General features: G+C 43.8%; 15 protein-coding genes. 6 read left to right on the top strand and 9 right to left on the bottom strand.

Going from position 1 to position 14,848, the window contains the following annotated elements; genetic code table 11:
• Positions 1–20: 20 nt before the first annotated feature.
• Together ACHUFI_RS05115 and cls are read right to left on the bottom strand one after the other, a co-directional pair.
• Positions 21–1,232: a cystathionine beta-lyase gene (locus ACHUFI_RS05115; protein ID WP_394247276.1), complete on the bottom strand. Its 1,212-nt coding sequence runs from the start codon at positions 1,230–1,232 to the stop codon at positions 21–23.
• Between the two features lie 98 nt (positions 1,233–1,330).
• Positions 1,331–2,785 (bottom strand): cardiolipin synthase, encoded by a 1,455-nt coding sequence (gene cls / locus ACHUFI_RS05110; RefSeq protein ID WP_394247275.1) that lies wholly within the window; start codon positions 2,783–2,785, stop codon positions 1,331–1,333.
• A 418-nt stretch (positions 2,786–3,203) separates the two neighbouring features.
• Between cls and ACHUFI_RS05105 the strand changes: the two genes are divergently transcribed.
• From ACHUFI_RS05105 to ACHUFI_RS05090, 4 genes are all read left to right on the top strand, one after another.
• The gene (locus ACHUFI_RS05105) at positions 3,204–4,574 is read left to right on the top strand and encodes a sodium-dependent transporter (RefSeq protein ID WP_394247538.1); all 1,371 of its coding nucleotides are present in this window, start codon (positions 3,204–3,206) and stop codon (positions 4,572–4,574) included.
• Positions 4,575–4,885: 311 nt separating this feature from the next.
• Positions 4,886–6,502 (top strand): methyl-accepting chemotaxis protein, encoded by a 1,617-nt coding sequence (locus ACHUFI_RS05100; protein WP_394247274.1) that lies wholly within the window; start codon positions 4,886–4,888, stop codon positions 6,500–6,502.
• Positions 6,503–6,606: 104 nt separating this feature from the next.
• The gene (locus ACHUFI_RS05095) at positions 6,607–7,305 is read left to right on the top strand and encodes a TIGR01621 family pseudouridine synthase (protein ID WP_394247273.1); all 699 of its coding nucleotides are present in this window, start codon (positions 6,607–6,609) and stop codon (positions 7,303–7,305) included.
• Between the two features lie 8 nt (positions 7,306–7,313).
• The gene (locus tag ACHUFI_RS05090) at positions 7,314–8,255 is read left to right on the top strand and encodes a class I SAM-dependent methyltransferase (protein ID WP_394247272.1); all 942 of its coding nucleotides are present in this window, start codon (positions 7,314–7,316) and stop codon (positions 8,253–8,255) included.
• Between the two features lie 193 nt (positions 8,256–8,448).
• Here ACHUFI_RS05090 and ACHUFI_RS05085 read toward each other — a convergent pair whose 3' ends face one another.
• The 5 genes from ACHUFI_RS05085 to ACHUFI_RS05065 all read right to left on the bottom strand — a co-directional run bounded on the left by ACHUFI_RS05085 (position 8,449) and on the right by ACHUFI_RS05065 (position 13,335).
• Positions 8,449–9,066 (bottom strand): CDP-alcohol phosphatidyltransferase family protein, encoded by a 618-nt coding sequence (locus ACHUFI_RS05085; protein WP_394247271.1) that lies wholly within the window; start codon positions 9,064–9,066, stop codon positions 8,449–8,451.
• A 1-nt stretch (position 9,067) separates the two neighbouring features.
• Complete coding sequence (locus ACHUFI_RS05080; protein ID WP_394247270.1) at positions 9,068–9,706, bottom strand: ATP-binding cassette domain-containing protein; 639 nt, start codon at positions 9,704–9,706, stop codon at positions 9,068–9,070.
• Positions 9,672–11,378 (bottom strand): ABC transporter permease, encoded by a 1,707-nt coding sequence (locus ACHUFI_RS05075; RefSeq protein WP_394247269.1) that lies wholly within the window; start codon positions 11,376–11,378, stop codon positions 9,672–9,674. Before ACHUFI_RS05075 ends, ACHUFI_RS05080 begins: the two co-directional genes overlap by 35 nt.
• Before the next feature lie 18 nt (positions 11,379–11,396).
• Positions 11,397–12,539 carry an ABC transporter substrate-binding protein gene (locus ACHUFI_RS05070; protein WP_394247268.1) on the bottom strand — a complete coding sequence of 381 codons (1,143 nt, stop codon included), beginning with the start codon at positions 12,537–12,539 and terminating at the stop codon, positions 11,397–11,399.
• A gap of 346 nt (positions 12,540–12,885) precedes the next feature.
• Positions 12,886–13,335, bottom strand: a complete 450-nt coding sequence (locus ACHUFI_RS05065) for an META domain-containing protein (RefSeq protein WP_394247267.1) — start codon at positions 13,333–13,335, stop codon at positions 12,886–12,888.
• 188 nt (positions 13,336–13,523) lie between these two features.
• Here ACHUFI_RS05065 and ACHUFI_RS05060 point away from each other — a divergent pair, with 188 nt between their 5' ends.
• Positions 13,524–13,772, top strand: coding sequence for a DUF1289 domain-containing protein (locus tag ACHUFI_RS05060; RefSeq protein WP_394247266.1), 249 nt, complete (start codon positions 13,524–13,526; stop codon positions 13,770–13,772).
• 124 nt (positions 13,773–13,896) lie between these two features.
• The gene (locus ACHUFI_RS05055; protein WP_394247265.1) at positions 13,897–14,061 is read left to right on the top strand and encodes a hypothetical protein; all 165 of its coding nucleotides are present in this window, start codon (positions 13,897–13,899) and stop codon (positions 14,059–14,061) included.
• 137 nt (positions 14,062–14,198) lie between these two features.
• Here ACHUFI_RS05055 and ACHUFI_RS05050 read toward each other — a convergent pair whose 3' ends face one another.
• Entirely contained in the window at positions 14,199–14,531 is a 333-nt protein-coding gene (locus ACHUFI_RS05050) for a thiamine-binding protein (protein ID WP_394247537.1), read from the bottom strand.
• Positions 14,532–14,591: 60 nt separating this feature from the next.
• A complete protein-coding gene (locus tag ACHUFI_RS05045) occupies positions 14,592–14,813 on the bottom strand; it encodes a hypothetical protein (RefSeq protein WP_394247264.1) in 222 nt (73 codons plus the stop codon).
• Positions 14,814–14,848 lie beyond the last annotated feature (35 nt).

Raw genomic sequence — 14,848 nt, 5'->3', positions numbered from 1 at the left:
TTACTTCCAGCCTATAAATTTTATTGCGCGGTTGAGACTTCTTTTTCTAAAACTAACGCATTGTAGCGTTCGAACCCTGCCTCTAGATCAGCAATCAGATCATCAACGTCTTCTAAACCAATATGAACACGAATCAGCGTTCCTTCAAAATTTGGGTTCGCGACGGTCCTTAAACTATTAAAGCTTTTTGGTTCATTCGCTAAGATTAGGCTTTCAAACCCACCCCACGAGTACCCCATGCTAAAGTGCTTCATGCCATCTAGTAGTGCCGTTGTTGCTCGTGGGTAACTGGTTTTCAGGACGAATGAAAACAGCCCATTCCCGCCGGTGAAATCACGTTTGTAGAATTCATGGCCAGGACAAGATTCTAGTGCAGGGTGGCGAACATGGTCCACTTCAGGCCTGCTTTGTAGCCACTTCGCTACTTTCAAGCTATTTTCTGCATGTTGGCGCAATCGGACATCTAAAGTACGAATGCCACGTAAGCCAAGGTAAGCGTCATCAGGTGAAACACATTGCCCCATCAAGTAACTTTGTTCTCTTAGCTGATCCCAGCATTTTTCATTAGCGACAGCGGTGCCTAGCATTACGTCAGAGTGACCAACAATGTATTTGGTCGCTGCTTGAATCGAGATATCAACACCGTATTCAAACGGAGAGAAGTTAACCCCTGCTGCCCAAGTGTTATCAAGCATCACGATAATGTCGTGCTCATTCGCAATACGCGAAAGCGTTGGGATGTCTTGAACTTCCATGGTGATTGAGCCAGGAGATTCGGTGAAGAGTATCTTGGTGTTTGGTTTGATTAAATCTCGGATGCCTTCGCCGATAGTTGGCTCGTAGTAGGTTGTTTCCACACCCATCTTTTTCATGATCTTGTCACAAAAATCACGGGTTGGTTCGTAACAGGTATCTACCATTAAGATATGGTCGCCCGTTTCAACAAAGGAAAGAATGGCGTTCGAGATAGCGGCTGTACCACAAGAGTACAATGCGCATCCAGCGCCACCTTCGACTTCAACCATCGCGTCTTGGAAAGCAAAGTGAGTGTTGGTGCCACGACGACCATAGAATAGCGTCTTGTTAGCGCGGTTCACTGTGGCTTTATGTTTTTCTTCAACGGTGTTGAATACGACGGTGGAAGCTCTTTGAACCGGAGGGTTAACCACACCGTTGGTCCATTTTGTATCGCGACCAGCGGTGATCAATTTTGTAGTTTTGCTTTCGGACATTGTGAATTCCTTATCAGTCTTCTATGTCCTATTTAAAACATGTCAGCGGGGCTAAAAGCAAGCAAGAATGTATACTTTTAGCCAATAAGAAATAATTTCTAGAGCAAAGGGTTAAAAAGATAAAAAACACGTTCAAAAAAGCGTGGGTATAAGCCACGTTTATTCCATTCCTCTTGTTCAATCTGATATGACTGCGCGATGTAAGATGCTTGAAGCTGTGCTAACTCCTGTGTGAAGTGGATATCATCCACCGCTAAGGTCACCTCAAAGTTGAGCCACAAACTGCGCATATCGACGTTAACAGTCCCGACAAGACAAAATTCTTCATCAATCACTACTGATTTGGTATGTAGCAGGCCACCGTAGAATTCGAAGATCGACACTCCTGCCGCCAGTAGCTCACTATAAAATGCTCTCGATGCCCATTTGACCATTAAAGAATCATTAACGTGAGGAATAATAAGCTCTACTTTGATGCCACGCTGAGCGGTCATTTTAAGTGTCTCAAGTAGATCTGAACTCGGAACAAAATAGGGCGTGGTGATCCGTACTGACTTATTCGCTTGGTTTATTGCGATATGTAAAACTTGGAGGATCAAGTGTTCGGGTAACCCGGGTCCAGATGGCACGACTTGAATAGGGTGAATATTCTGCGCACTTTCTATTTGGCATTCAGGTAAATCAGGCAGAATACGCTCGCCTGTTTCGACTTCCCAGTCCCATCCGTGAATTGCAGAAAGTACATTGACTGTCGGGCCTGTCACACGAACCATAATATCAACCCACTGGCCAACACCAGCACCTTGCTTGAAGTAGGCAGGGTCTACCATGTTCATTGAACCAGTATAAGCTATAGATTCATCAATAACAATGATTTTACGATGCTGGCGGAGATCCAATCGACGTAAGAATATACGCCACGGGCTCACTTCTAATGCCTGTATGAGGTGAATACCAGACTCTTCCATCATGCCTTTCCAGTGGCTACGGAAAAATCGAGGGCTGCCTGCTGAATCCAACAGAACTTTGACTTCAACACCTCGTTTGGCGGCTTTTATTAACGCTGCGGCAACAGAATCTGCTAACCCACCCGGATGCCAAATGTAGAAAACCATTTTAATACTAGTTTGCGCGTTTTCAATGTCGGAAATAATAGAGCGTAGTATTTCATCTGGGGACGCTTGTAAGGAAAGCGTGTTACCACTGAGTGCTGGAATACCCATTCGATTGTTACAAAGCTCATCGATTTTATGAATTGGTGAGCCAACTTGAGCGGGGATGTGTGCTTGGCAGTCGTTGAGTTGTTTGAACCAGTCTTCAAAAGGCGTGAACATTTGCTTTGCACGTTCAGCCCTTTTCCGGCCTAGGTTTAGCTCTCCGAATAAGAAGTAGCAGCCAACACCAACAATTGGAACAATATAGATAATCATCAGCCATGCTAACGAAACACTAACCGCTCGGCGCTTGAGTACGACACGAATTGTCACACCGGCGACCAACAACCAATAGAGAGCAAGTGCAGCGATAGTTAGGAAGTGATAAAGCTGTTCCACGATAAAATACTCTTTGAATTAGAGACTTAAATCATAAAACGAATTTAACCAATAGGGAATGTTCTGGAATCTTCATTTACAAAATAAAAGACGATATGAAAATAGTGGAAAGTTGTTGTGGGAATGTTAAGTTTGGTTAAAATGCATGTGATTGTTCGATTTTTCGGCATTTAACTATAGAAAGTGGTAGGTGGGCTAGAATTTATACCGTTCGGTCTTCCAATTTTAATTGGAAACTGGTTTACTTGCCATACAACAAGCGCCATTCAAACTTTAATGCATTGTACACTTTTGTTTACACGCAAACCTTTAAGGCGCAATACAAGCACACACAACATATATTTTTGGAGTAAACGTGGCGACAAATATTGCAAATGGAAAGCCCCGCGATACGTGGGGTTCTAAATTAGGCTTCGTTATGGCAGCTGCAGGTTCTGCAGTTGGCCTTGGTAACATTTGGAAGTTCCCTTACACAGCAGGTGAAAGCGGCGGCGGTGCGTTCGTAGCTATTTACTTGTTCTTCGTTATTTTTATTGGTTTCAGTGTCATGCTGACTGAATTTGCGATTGGCCGTCATACGCAAAAATCAGCAGTAGGTGCATTTAAATCAACAGACCGTCGTTGGACATTCGCTGGTGTAATTGGTGTGGTCAGTGGCCTACTTATCATGGGTTTCTACCCAGTGGTAGGTGGTTGGTCTATCGCATACATCGGTAAAATTGCTGGTGGTCTTCTAGAAACACCTGAAGCAATCGGTGATAGCTTTGGTGGCTTCATTTCGAACCCTGTTCAGCCACTAATGTGGATGGGTCTATACCTGCTACTTAACGTGGTTATCGTTATGAAAGGTATTTCTGGCGGTATCGAGAAAGCCGGTAAGATCCTTATGCCACTACTGTTCATCATCCTTATCGTTGTTTCGATTAAAGGTCTGATGCTTCCGGGTGCAATGGCGGGTCTTGAGTTCCTATTCAGCCCTGACTTTTCTAAAGTAGACAGCAACGTAATCCTAGCGGCACTTGGTCAAGCATTCTTCTCACTATCTCTTGGTATGGGTTGTATGATGACTTACGGTTCTTACCTTAAGAAGAAAGAGAACCTAGTTCAGACGACAGGTATGGTTACTGCAATGGATACTGGTGTTGCTATCCTTGCTGGTGTTGCAATGTTCCCTGCAATGTTCGCATTCGGCATGGAACCGGCAGCAGGCCCAGGTCTTGTATTTGTTGTTGTTCCTCAGCTATTTGCTGAAATGGGCGGCGTAATTGGTCTTCTATTTGCTCTTATGTTCTTCGTAGGTCTAAGCGTAGCAGCACTAACATCTTCAGTATCTCTACTAGAAGTGGTTGTTTCTTACTTAATCGATGAGAAAGGCATGAAGCGTGTAACTGCGGTACTTTCTGCAAGTATTGTAATGGCGATTCTATGTATCTTTGCTTCTCTATCTCTAGGTGGTGTTGGCCCAACGCTATTTGATACAGGTGCATTCGATATCTTCGATCTACTAACAGATAAGATCTTCCTAGCAGTTGGCGGTATGTTGGTTTGTATCTTCGCTGGTTGGAGACTAAGCCGTGAAGACCTAGAGAAAGAAATCACTAACGACGGTGAAGTATCTTTCCCACTATTCGGTCTTTGGTACAACCTAGTGAAGTACATCATCCCTGTAGCGATCGCAATCGTAGCATTCATGGGTATCTCTTCTGGCTTCGATAGCGGTAAAGGTGCAATCATGCTACTAGGTATCGGTATCATTGGTGGTGCAGCCGTTATTTCTAAGAAGTTCTAATCCAGAGCTCCTAGATACTAGATAAAAAAAGCGAGAGCCGTAAAGGTTCTCGCTTTTTTGTTTCTGCCGACACCTTAGCTTTTGTCTCACCATAACTTCCCTCTCGATTCTCACCTACTTAAATCCACTGAAAATAATTACAAAATTATCCGACATAACTATCAAGAAACTTAATTCACAGACGATATATAGTATTATGTATAGTAATGCGAATTTAAGGGTTGTTTATAATGACCTCTATTAATGTGCTCAAAACGCAGCATTTTGGACGATACTGTTTTTAATTATGAAATATTCTATTTGGAGAGAATATGCAGTGGTCTGTAGGTAAAAAATTATATGCAAGCTTCCTAAGTATCTTAGGGTTAGCCTTTATCATGGTTACCATTATTTGGTATGAAGTCGTGGTTTCACATAAAGTAGCCAATGAGATTCGAAATGATGATATCCCGGGTGTTGAACTGTATTTGGTGTTGGTCGATGAGGCTGGAGATGTCTATCGCGATGCGCTGCGCACAGTTAGCGGAGACCCAAATGGTGCGACTAGCTATCGAGAGAATAAAGGTGAGTTTGCAACGGCGTTAAACTCGATCAAGCTACTAGAGCAAAGTAATGCGAAAGATGCGAATCGACTGCGTGAAATTGAAAGTTACATGGAGCAGTTTACTCGTCAGTTTGAATCTGAGGTGTTACCAAACTTACGTGGAGCAGCTAGCGATGCAGAATATTTCGAAGTATTAGAGAAGATCTATGTGCAATCTCTGGTGAAACTCGAAGAATTACTTGATCAAGCGTCTATTGAAGAGCGAAAAGAAGCAGAAAGTGCACTGATTAGTTTGAATGACTCTTTTACGATGATTGAAAATACGATCTATATCGCGACCATCGTATTGTTCATTGTGGCACTTTCAATTGCCTACAAATTGTCGAACTCTATTACTTCTCGCTTAACGGTTTTGGACTCTGTCGCTCAAAAAGTGGCAAGTGGTGATTTGACAGCAGCAGAGATAAAAGATAGCTCAGGCGATGAGTTAAGCAACCTAGCTCGTTCCGTTAATCAAATGCAAAATTCACTGACCACATTATTGGGCTCTATTACGTCTGTCAGCAATGAAGTGCAGGTGGTAACGACAGAACTGTCCAATGAGAGTGCGAGCATTGTGCAAGGCGCTTCTCAACAAGCAGATAAAGCGAACCTAATTGCAACCGCAGCTGAAGAACTTAGCTTAACGATCTCAGAAGTTGCTCAACAAGGTAACTCAACCTATGAGGTTGCGCGCCAATCAGAAAGCTCTGCGGAAGTTGGCAGAAAGGTCATCAGTGACATGGTTTCAAGTATTCAGCAAGTGTCACAGCAAATGGGTGACATGTCGGTGCAAATGAATCAGCTAGGTTCTCACGGGGAACAAATTGGCAGTGTGATCAAAGTGATTGAAGATATTGCAGAGCAGACCAACTTACTTGCACTAAACGCAGCAATAGAAGCAGCGCGAGCAGGTGAATTTGGCCGAGGCTTTGCGGTTGTTGCAGATGAAGTGCGTGCACTTGCCGAGCGAACGACGAAAGCGACTCGTGAAGTGGCTGGCATCATTCAGGCGATTCAATCCGGTACATTGGAAGCCGTGAACTTTACTGAAGAAAACTGCCGTTTAGTGGATATTGGCGTCAGTCAGAGCGCAGGGGCTGTGAATGCACTAGAGGAGATCGTAGAAGGGGCATCTAATGTTCAAAGTATGATTAATTCGATTGCGACTGCCGCAGAAGAACAAACGGCTGTAACAAGAGAAATTGCCTCTGATATTACGGCTATCAGTGATATATCAGAGCAGTCATTACAGCAGGCTAATTCAAGCTCACAGAATGTTATGAGCCTGAGAAATAAAGTCGGCGAGCTGGAAGCGCTGATTGGTAAGTTTAAACTGAGCTAAATAGGCCACTATTTGCTCACAGCCCTTGTTTTGGCAAAGTTTTAAAGGCTGGTTTCCTTGATAAGAAGCGGTATACTCTTGCTTCAAATAGGAGCCAGCCTTCCATGTTCGATATTCTTTTCAACCATCCTGATTTTCTCATAATCAATAAGTACCCAGGGATTAGTGTTCACAAAGACGATGGCGATACCATGCTATTGCAAGAAGTGGCAAAAGCTTCTGGTGATCACAAGCTTTATCTTATTCACCGCTTAGATAAAATGACATCTGGGATTTTAATCCTAGGACGTAATCACCAAGCTGCGAGTGAACTGTCTCAACTGTTTGCGAATCGAAGTATTGAAAAATACTATTTAGCTTTGGGCAGCAAAAAGCCTAAGAAGAAGCAGGGGTTGATCAGTGGAGATATGGAACGCTCTCGTCGTTCTAGTTGGAAGTTGCTACCAAGCCAGTCTAACCCTGCCGTTACGCAGTTCATGTCACTAGCCAGTGAACCGGGCGAAAGGCTTTTATTATGCAAGCCTTACACAGGGCGGACCCACCAAATTCGCGTAGCGATGAAATCAATTGGATCCGCCATAGTCGGCGACCCTATTTACAACGCTTCAAGCCAATCTGATCGCGGGTATTTACACGCTTTCGCGATCCGATTTGAATATCAGAAACAATCATTTGAGTTCGTTTGCGATCCAAGAAACACACTTAGTATGGGTGAGAAGTGGAACGCAGGGGAAACAGCACAGAACTTGGAACAATGGATCCAACCTTGGCTATTAAAATGGCCGACGTTAAATATTAAGTGAGTATGACAATGCAAGTAACCGCATTACCAACCTTTTTCGAGCACGTTGAACAGCAATTAGCGCAGGTTCCTGATGAAGTCAGAAGAGTATTTCATGGCCGAGGTAAGTTCTGGCCTGGTTTAGAGCAAATTACCGCGGATTGGGTCGATGGGCAGCTACTGGTCAATCTGTTTAAGCCTGTTGAGGGTGAGTTTCTTCAGCAACTCACATCGGGCTTATTGGCGTTAACTGAAAAGTCGATTTGGCAGCAACGCAATGGCTCTGCTTTAGTGCTGCAGCATCGCTATACGGACGGAGCTCCGTCTGAAGTGCTATGGGGAGAATTAGAAACCTCTCCAGTCGTAAAAGAGCACGGCTTGAAATACCAACTAGACATTGGCCGCAATCAGAACTTCGGTTTGTTCTTAGACATGCGTAATGGTCGAGAGTGGGTGCAAAACAACGCCGAAGGTAAAAATGTCCTTAACCTATTTGCGTACACTTGCGGCTTTTCGGTGGCAGCGATTGCAGGTGGCGCGAAAAAAGTAATGAATGTCGATATGTCTCGAGGCGCATTAAATAAAGGGCGAGAAAACCATCGTCTGAATGAACATGACATGCGTTCAGTAAACTTTTTAGGGTACGATATTTTTAAATCTTGGGGGAAAATTAAGAAAAGCGGGCCATACGAGCTTGTGATTATTGATCCGCCTTCATTCCAAAAAGGTAGCTTCGCGCTCACTAAAGACTATAAAAAGATACTACGTCGCTTACCGGAGCTTTTAAGTGAAGGTGGGGAAGTGATTGCCTGCGTGAACTCTCCGATGGTTTCACCAAACTTTTTGGTCGAGACAATGGTAGAAGAAGCGCCTCAAGTGACTTATTTAGAGCGTTTAGACAATCCACCAGAGTTTGTAGATGTGGATCTTGAGTCGAGTTTGAAAGTGTTGAGATTCAAACTAAATTCTTAAAGTGTATTAAATGATAACAACTTTACGAAGCGAGCTTATGCAAATAGGCTCGCTTTTTTAATTGTACAAGGGTAGAAAAATCACTTTTCAAGCTTGTGTATACTTGTTTCTAACGGCGTAAGGGCATCGGATATTGATGATCGAATCGACGATGTTACGGAGGCAGTCGACTAAGTAAACTGGCAGACCGCAACTAACTCTGGGAACTACGTAACGTTCTAAAACCAAAGTAAATACGCATAAAAGTCGTGAGCCAACAGGCTGCACCGAATGCATACGCAATAACTGCAAAGTGCTGTGGCCAAATACAAAACGCTATAAAACAGCCAATTGTCTCAGTCCCTTCCGTTAACCCTGACATGTAATACAGAGACTTATGTTTATAGACAGGGTTCTCAATGCCTTGTTTTCCCGCCATCACCGCAAATGCTAGAAAGCTACTTCCCGTGCCGATAAACGAGAAAATCAAGAAAGCCCCTGCAATTGCATTTTGTTCTGGGGCGGCAATGACAAATCCAAATGGAATCAGTGAATAAAAAAGAAAATCTAAGCTGATATCTAGAAAACCACCAGCATCGCTGATGCCTTGAATTCGCGCCAGAGCGCCATCTAGCCCATCACATATTCGATTTAAAATGATAAACAGCAGTGCTAAATCATACTGTTGAAATGTAAGTGACGGAAACGCTAAACACCCTAGCGCAAACCCAAAAACAGTGGTTTGATTGGCAGTAACGCCAAGTTTGTTGAGTCCTCTTGCTGATTGAGCAAGCGGCCATTTAATGATTTTTATCGCGTATTTATCCAACATATTAATCAGTCCAAGGCCATGTCAGGATTGTAGAGTTACTTGGGATATCGGCTTCATCATGGGTAACCATTAACGCAGGGATGTTCGCTAATGAAACTTGTTCAAATACCCAGTCTCTAAATTGGATTCTTAGGTCCTTATCTAGCTTACTGAACGGTTCATCAAGTAGCACGAGTTTTGGCTTTGCCAATAACATACGAGTCAGGCTTACCCTGGCTCGTTGCCCTCCTGATATTTGATCAGGGTAGGATTCCGCAATTTTTAAAAGCGATAAGGTCTCTAGAGCATTCAACGCAACTTGCTTACGCTCTTTTTTACTAACGCTATTGGGTAAAGCAAACGCTAGGTTTTCCCATACACATAAATGAGGGAAGAGCATATCGTCCTGAAATAAAATCCCTACTCCTCTTTGGTGGGGGGGCACATCATTAATGCGCCTTCCTTCAAGAGTAATGTCACCTTCATAGTGAAATTCGGACGATAGATGCCCCGCGATGGCGTTTAACAAGGTGGATTTACCACACCCACTTGGTCCCATTACGGTTAACACTTCTCCTTTTTCGACAGAGAAGTTAATCGAGTTAAATAGGCAGTCACCATTGTTTTTATGGATGACGAGGTTTTTTAGACAAAGACTCATTAGAACCTGAATTGTTGAGTAGAGACAGAGATGGTCGTCTTTTGTAGCGCGATATTAGAATCGCAAATCCAAAGAAGACCAATGGTAATAGGGTTTGCCAAATCGCGTAAATCGCCGTCACTCTTCGATCGAAGCCACTGGATAACGCGACAGCTTCGGTCGTGATAGTCGATATTCGACCCGCACCTAACATCAAAGTGGGCAAGTATTGAGTCAGGCTGACACTTGCGCCGACAGCCCAAGCAAAGGTAAGCGCCGAGAATAAAATTGGAAGCTTAACGCTTATCCACGCCCGTATTGGAGATTTACCTAAACTCAGAGCAGTGCGCATATAGCCTTGGTCGTAACTTCGCCAAGGCCCATCTAGTGCGAGGTAGACAAAAGGGAATGCGAAAAAGACATGAGACCAGATAACCCACAGCAGATAGCTATTACTCGATAAAAACAAGGTCATGACCTGTAACCCGAAGAGTATCGACAGCTGCGGGATGAGCATAGGTAACGCGATGATGTAGCCAGGCACTTGAATGCGATACTTCATTCGATATTCATGGCCAATGACCGCTAGCAATAGTGCAATGGATGCGGAGATCACGGCGATCAGAATGCTGTCATTAATGGTAGGGATCACATTTGACCATTCAAGCGACCAGAAACGCTGGCTAAACGTACTCGGCAGTAGGTCTGGGAAGCGCCATCGCTGAGCAAAGCTCCAAAGCACCATAATGGGAACGATAAGTGCACTAATGCTCAGTACAACTGTAAATAAGCTCATTCCGGGCAATTGAAGGCCATACCTTCCTGAATACTGCCACGTTCTCCATTGCTTGGTGATCACGAATTCAATAAGGCGAGCAAAAGCGATGAGCGCACTGGCGATCAGAAGCAAGATGACTGCGCCTGCTGCTGCTCGGGGCAACTGACTTAAATCAGGTTCATTGAACCATTGCCAAACCAATACTGAAAAGGTGGGTGGATTCGTGGGACCAATGATCAGCGCCACATCAACCACTGATAGGCTGTAAGCAATCACTGCTAGCATTGGAAAGCGCATTTTTGAAAACCACTGAGGAAAAATGCACTTCCACCACATTTGGTGTTGGCTGTAACCGAGTGAAGCACTGACTTTTGTCGTTTGGTCAATTTTGAGTTGGCTGAGAATTGGCATGCTCATCAAAAGTAAAAAGGGAACTTCTTTGACCGCTAATGCCAAGGCGAGCCCAATACCGTAAGGGTCTTTCACTAGCCAGCTGAGTTCAGAGCCATCAGCAAGCCACTCATTACCCAATACCGCACTTAATAGGCGAGCCCCCATTCCCGTTGGCGAGAATAGAAAGGCAAACCCTATGGCAAACGCCACATGAGGCATGGCGAGTAAGGGAGATAATACCCATTCGATGCGTTTCCATCCTTTTTGTTGCCAGCAACACTGGAGGATGGCGAAGGTGATAAGGCAGGCAAAATAACTAGAGAATAGTGATGTGAACAGAGTAAGGCCGATAGAAAACCATACCCCGTTCCAGTTAAAAACGCTGTCAAACCCAGTAAAAGAGAGCTGTGTCAGCCCTAGTGGAGGGATATAGCTGAAGGCTGAAAGTAACACCCCCGCGATCCCCGGAATCATAGGGAGAATACAGACAAACAGCACACAAATATAAAGCAGTCGTAACATCTTTTACTGGGTCTTTTGTTAGTTTCCGTAGCGTTTTAGCCACTCTTTCTCAAGAGCGGATTGCCAGCTTGGGTGTGGTTCGTCAACGGATTTGAATTGCTGAGTATTTTTCGCAGTACCCACTAGGTACTTACTGCTTAACACTGAAGGATCACCCCAAATATTCAGGTCGCCTTTGCGAGATTGAGCCTCAGGGCTGAGCAGGAAATTAATGGCAACCATCGCACCTTCACGCCCGGCCGCATTCCAAGGAATCGCAAGGAAGTGAATATTTGAAAGCGCCCCCGTTTCCATTGCGTAAGCTTTTGTTGTTTCTGCAAGTTTCCCACTTACTTGAGAAGAATATACGGCATTCGGGTTGAAAGTGATAGCAAGGTCGAGCTGTCCATCATCCAGTAGTTGAATAGTTTCAGCGGAGCCTGCTGGGAACTGTTGTCCGTTACGCCAAGCCACTTTGTGGAATTCATCCAAATAAGCCCATAAAGGCGCGGTCACGACAGCGAAATTTTCATCGTTGACAGGTTGGTAAAGAGCCGCGTCGCGGTTCGTTAGTTCCAGTACTAACGCTTTTAGAAAACTGGTGCCATGGAATTCAGGTGGGCGAGGGTAGCTCAAGCGGTTAGGGAACGCTTTTGCATAGCTCAACATTTCTTTAAACGTTTGAGGTGGGTTATTGAGTGTCTTTTCATCGTGGATGAAAACCAACTGACCTAGCCCCCACGGAGCCTCTAACCCATTTGTTGGCTCAGAGAAATCCATTGTGACAGGTAACGATTTATCGACATATTGCCAGTTAGGCAGTTGTTCAACAAAAGGACCATGCAGAAGTTGGTTGTCTTTCATTGATTTAAAGTTTTCACCATTAATCCATACCATGTCTACGCTGCCACCGGTCGATTTCCCGGCGGCTTTCTCTGCGATTAAACGCGGTGTAGTTTCCGCTATATCCGTGACCTTTACATGCTTAAGTACGACACCATGTTGCTGCTTGATTTGTTTGGCTGCCCATTGGATGTAGTTGTTGATTTCTTGGCTGCCACCCCAAGCGTGAAAATAGACAGTTTGTCCTTGTGCCTTCTCTTCGACTTCAGACCAATCCTCAGCTTGGGCGATTGAATTTGAGCTTAAAAATAAGCCCAGTAAACAAAGCAGTTTTTTCATAGTGTGTTCCATTCGATAGGTTAGGAGCAGCATCATGCTGGTTACGAAATTTGGTTACTTTACGGTTAGGTAATTTAGTGAGCGAACTTATCATTTTAACTTTGATAATAGTTTCAATAAATTACGCATACACATAAGCGTAACATCATTTTTATGATATGTAGGCAGGAGACCGCTGAGACAGGTAAGAAATTTCGCAGATATCAATAAAAGTATTGGAAAAGCGTTTAATCGAACAATATCCAATCGAATTTTGGGGCTTGTTACAGCGTTAGTGTAGGTGAAACAACAAAAAGGCGACCCTAGTGGTCGCCTTTTTGTTCGATAATAGTGTTGAAAACGAGGGTTAGTTTACCCAATCACGTAACGTATAAGTGAGTGTGTGCACATCGTTTTCAAGAGTCAGCGTATCTTTAGTGAGCGTAATATCGCTCCAGTCAGATAGCGTCATAGATACAGCTCGTTCGATTTCCATCTCTGAGTCAGGACACATTTTCATGGTCATGCCCATTTGTTTAATACGGAATTGACCTTCGTCGTTTAGCTCAGCTTGGCCGAAGAAGTTATTACAACCGGCATTACCATTCGCGGTCATCTTTTCTGCAACTTCTAAACGAGGCGCTTGCTGATGTTCGCCCACTGCGATGTCATTTCCATCAATTTGCGTTAGCTGCCAGTTATGATGTTGCAGATCCGTTGGGGTTACTTGCGCCACGTTGTCACCGTTACTTGCACATGCTGCTAGAAGCATTGGAATAGTTGAGATTGCTAGTAATTTTTTTGAACTAAACTTCATAGTATTAGACTCCGATAAAAGTAGCATAGTAGCGATAAATGACGGCTACTTGATTTCGGAAAAGTATAGTTAATAAAACACTGTTTTTGTCAGCATGAGGTCATAGTTTCGTATGGATCACAGAGTATTGTCATAGAAAATCGTTTTTAATACATATGCGCTATGGTGAATCAAATGAGGAGGGCACTATGGAACAATTAGAATTTTTTCAAGTACCTAGTCCATGTGTTGGCGTATGTACGGTTGATAATAAAGGCTATTGCAATGGATGCATGAGAAAGCGTGAAGAGCGCTTTAACTGGCTCTCCTTTACGCCTGCTCAGCAACTGCATGTGATTAAACTTTGTCGTCAACGGTACAGACGAAAAATGGCGAAGCAAAAACTCGAACAAAGCCAACCTCAAGAGCCTCAAAGCCCTCAGCAAGATTTGTTTTGAAGGAATACGTCATGAATTTTGGATTTTCGCTCTCATTCTCCTTGCCTAACTTATAACATTCACTTTACATATAAATCGCTTTGTATTACTAAATGGTATGAGCTTTGAAACCGAGGGAGGGCGTATGAATGACCAACATGATAAATCGAATCGCACTACTCGAGCTCCTATAGGAAGCAATGCACCACATCGTAATGATGAACCTAAAGATGTGCTTGATTGGGACTTGATGACCGATGAGCAGCGGCAAGACATATTAGATCACTTAAGTGATATGCCATTTCAGTAGGGATGAGCTTAGGTGTATTGAAACAATCTGTGCGCCAAAAAAGAAAACTCACCAAACGCTTTGTTGGTGAGTTTTTTAATTTTTGCTAGGTATAAACCAAGCTTGCTGCCATAAAAAATGGGTCTTATCTATAAAGCCTAAACAAACATATGATTAGCTTTGGTTACCCCTCGGTGGTAGGTGCAAAATGTATCGTCGGCAGCGGTCGTTTTACTATGAATTTTTATATTGGTGATCACCTCTATCGCCCCAGCATCGTAACAAGCTTGTTCAGCACACTTTACTATCTCTAATAGCTGGTTGAGTTCACCTTTCATTGTCGTTTCCATTGCGCCGATTTGATGAGGCACACCGGAAGCTTTAACGACTTCAATGGCTTTATCGACCACTTCAAAGTTGTTGCCTTCTTTTAATCTAGGGATCACCTGAAAGGCCACCATTACATCTTGCTCACGTTTCAATTCCGACATACCGCTTTCTGCTATCTCAAATAAAGTTTGCGAGATAATAGGAGAATTCACCGTTGAATGCTACTTGCTTCCCCAATGATCACTGACCCATCCACCGATGTGCTCATCAAAGTGGTTGCCTGAAAAGCGTTGGTTCTTTTCTACCGAGTTTTCGCAATCCGGTTTGCTATCTAGTAGGGATTGAATGTAGTTCGCCATCGGGTCATTAGAAAGTTGGCGCTCTCGCCGTGTAGCGACTTCTTTGATTAGTTGCAGGCGATAAGTAGAGCTGGCTCGTTTCATATTAATGACCTCCCGGTTGTGATTACTAATAGAAA

This window comes from Vibrio profundi, from assembly GCF_043642225.1.
In the GTDB taxonomy this organism is placed as follows: Bacteria; Pseudomonadota; Gammaproteobacteria; order Enterobacterales; family Vibrionaceae; genus Vibrio; species Vibrio profundi_A.
Note: the sequence above shows the minus strand (reverse complement) of the source record. Positions and strands in the feature narration are given on the sequence as shown.

Bases quoted from the DNA above. Each gene is read 5' to 3' on its own strand.
- ACHUFI_RS05055 (WP_394247265.1), top strand. From the start codon at position 13,897: ATGAATGACCAACATGATAAATCGAATCGCACTACTCGAGCTCCTATA.
- ACHUFI_RS05070 (WP_394247268.1), bottom strand. From the start codon at position 12,539: ATGAAAAAACTGCTTTGTTTACTGGGCTTATTTTTAAGCTCAAATTCA.
- ACHUFI_RS05065 (WP_394247267.1), bottom strand. From the start codon at position 13,335: ATGAAGTTTAGTTCAAAAAAATTACTAGCAATCTCAACTATTCCAATG.
- ACHUFI_RS05100 (WP_394247274.1), top strand. From the start codon at position 4,886: ATGCAGTGGTCTGTAGGTAAAAAATTATATGCAAGCTTCCTAAGTATC.
- ACHUFI_RS05060 (WP_394247266.1), top strand. From the start codon at position 13,524: ATGGAACAATTAGAATTTTTTCAAGTACCTAGTCCATGTGTTGGCGTA.
- ACHUFI_RS05050 (WP_394247537.1), bottom strand. From the start codon at position 14,531: ATGTCGGAATTGAAACGTGAGCAAGATGTAATGGTGGCCTTTCAGGTG.
- ACHUFI_RS05075 (WP_394247269.1), bottom strand. From the start codon at position 11,378: ATGTTACGACTGCTTTATATTTGTGTGCTGTTTGTCTGTATTCTCCCT.
- ACHUFI_RS05095 (WP_394247273.1), top strand. From the start codon at position 6,607: ATGTTCGATATTCTTTTCAACCATCCTGATTTTCTCATAATCAATAAG.
- ACHUFI_RS05090 (WP_394247272.1), top strand. From the start codon at position 7,314: ATGCAAGTAACCGCATTACCAACCTTTTTCGAGCACGTTGAACAGCAA.
- ACHUFI_RS05105 (WP_394247538.1), top strand. From the start codon at position 3,204: ATGGCAGCTGCAGGTTCTGCAGTTGGCCTTGGTAACATTTGGAAGTTC.
- ACHUFI_RS05080 (WP_394247270.1), bottom strand. From the start codon at position 9,706: ATGAGTCTTTGTCTAAAAAACCTCGTCATCCATAAAAACAATGGTGAC.
- ACHUFI_RS05085 (WP_394247271.1), bottom strand. From the start codon at position 9,066: ATGTTGGATAAATACGCGATAAAAATCATTAAATGGCCGCTTGCTCAA.
- ACHUFI_RS05115 (WP_394247276.1), bottom strand. From the start codon at position 1,232: ATGTCCGAAAGCAAAACTACAAAATTGATCACCGCTGGTCGCGATACA.
- ACHUFI_RS05045 (WP_394247264.1), bottom strand. From the start codon at position 14,813: ATGAAACGAGCCAGCTCTACTTATCGCCTGCAACTAATCAAAGAAGTC.